Raw genomic sequence first — 1,391 nt, 5'->3', positions numbered from 1 at the left:
TACATGGGATTTTGTGGAACTGACCAACGGCAAACAATTGTATGAAGAAGGACGGATTATGCGTCATTGTGTGGGAACCTATGCAGGAAGGTGCGCCTCGGGCACTTCGGCAATTTTCTCCCTGAAAAAGAATGGAAACAGGGTCATTACAATCGAGATAAGTCCAAAGTTCCGCATATTGGTACAGTGCTTGGGCAAAGGCAACAGAAGACCTTCGGAGGAGGAATCCAAAGTGACCAAGCAGTGGTTGTCAAGTGTCTGTAGCAAAGATTTATAGGGAAATTTTCCACTTAAAAGATGACATTTGCTACATTTGGTTATATACCATAAAAACAAGATGAAACCAACCCTTTCCACTCTTCTAGTCATTCTCCTTTTTAAATGGTCCGGTGCACAGGAACTGCCCTTGGATAAACTTGACGAAGCTATAGCCGTCTACACCTCCAAAGTTGAAGATGCAGCCTTGTTGAACAACTGTGGCCATGCATTTGATGGCCCCGCCTTTCTATTGAAACAGGCGGAGAACAATTGGCTTGATTTTGCACTCTATATCAGCAGTAATTCCAAAAGCTCCATCGGCAGGGAAATTTACAGCCGATACGTCTTGTTGGGCCAATTGGACAACACCCATTTTGCCAGGGAAAAGGTCGAGGAAATCCTACAAGAAATCTCAAAGAACGTTTCCCGTAAAGGGGTAAACTACAAATTGAGCATACTTAAATCGGATGAAATCAATGCTTTCGCCACTCTTGGTGGCTATCTCTACATCACCACCGGACTATTGGACTTTGTGGATTCCTATGACGAACTGGCCTTCATCATTGGTCATGAAGTTGCCCACGAGGACCGATTGCACACCCAGCGTAAAGTGACCAAGCTCACACTCTCCACTGATCTAGGGGATATGACCCGAATGGACGGTTTTGCGGAAATAGCCAGTAAAATCAACAGAACACTGGCCCCGCCCTTTGATCAAATTGACGAATATGAGGCCGACAAAGTCGGCTTTGAGCTTGCCAAGGCCGCAGGTTACAATGTTAACCGATTTGCGGATTTTTTCAAAAAATTGGAGCGATATGAAAAACAGGATTTGCTAAGAAAGCTTACTTCGACACACCCCTTTGCAGAACATAGAAAGAACTGCATACACTCCTATATAGACAACAATAGATAAAAGAGATGTATTTAATTTACAATACACGGTCGATACCCCTTGAGCCGGGGAAAAAGCTGACCATTGGAAGAAATGGACACGGTGCGGAGATTGAAGTGGACGGTAGAAGGGTCTCCCGGGAGCATGCCCAAATTGAACGAAGATCAGAAGGGGTCTTTATCATCGACTTGGAGAGTGCCAATGGTACCAAGGTGAATGAAAAACGCCTGCAGCCTAA

The 1,391-nt window shown here is 44.8% G+C and carries 3 protein-coding genes; all 3 read left to right on the top strand.

All coding sequences use genetic code 11. The features are described 5' to 3' along the window. The coding region (locus LYNGBM3L_RS36410; protein WP_008183743.1) for a PcfJ domain-containing protein at positions 1–277 on the top strand (277 nt) is incomplete at its 5' end. A 60-nt stretch (positions 278–337) separates the two neighbouring features. Beyond that, on the top strand, positions 338–1,174 hold the full coding sequence (locus tag LYNGBM3L_RS13125; protein ID WP_008183741.1) for a M48 family metallopeptidase: 837 nt from the start codon (positions 338–340) through the stop codon (positions 1,172–1,174). 5 nt (positions 1,175–1,179) lie between these two features. Continuing rightward, on the top strand, positions 1,180–1,391 hold a 212-nt coding region (locus LYNGBM3L_RS13120), incomplete at its 3' end, for an FHA domain-containing protein (protein ID WP_008183739.1).

This window comes from Moorena producens 3L (assembly GCF_000211815.1).
Taxonomy (GTDB): Bacteria; Cyanobacteriota; Cyanobacteriia; order Cyanobacteriales; family Coleofasciculaceae; genus Moorena; species Moorena producens.
The sequence above is the reverse complement of the archived record's forward strand: the minus strand, read 5'-3'. Positions and strand labels throughout refer to the sequence as shown.

What these genes read in the sequence shown, in the direction of transcription:
- LYNGBM3L_RS13125 (WP_008183741.1), top strand. Translation starts at nt 338, where the DNA reads ATGAAACCAACCCTTTCCACTCTTCTAGTCATTCTCCTTTTTAAATGG.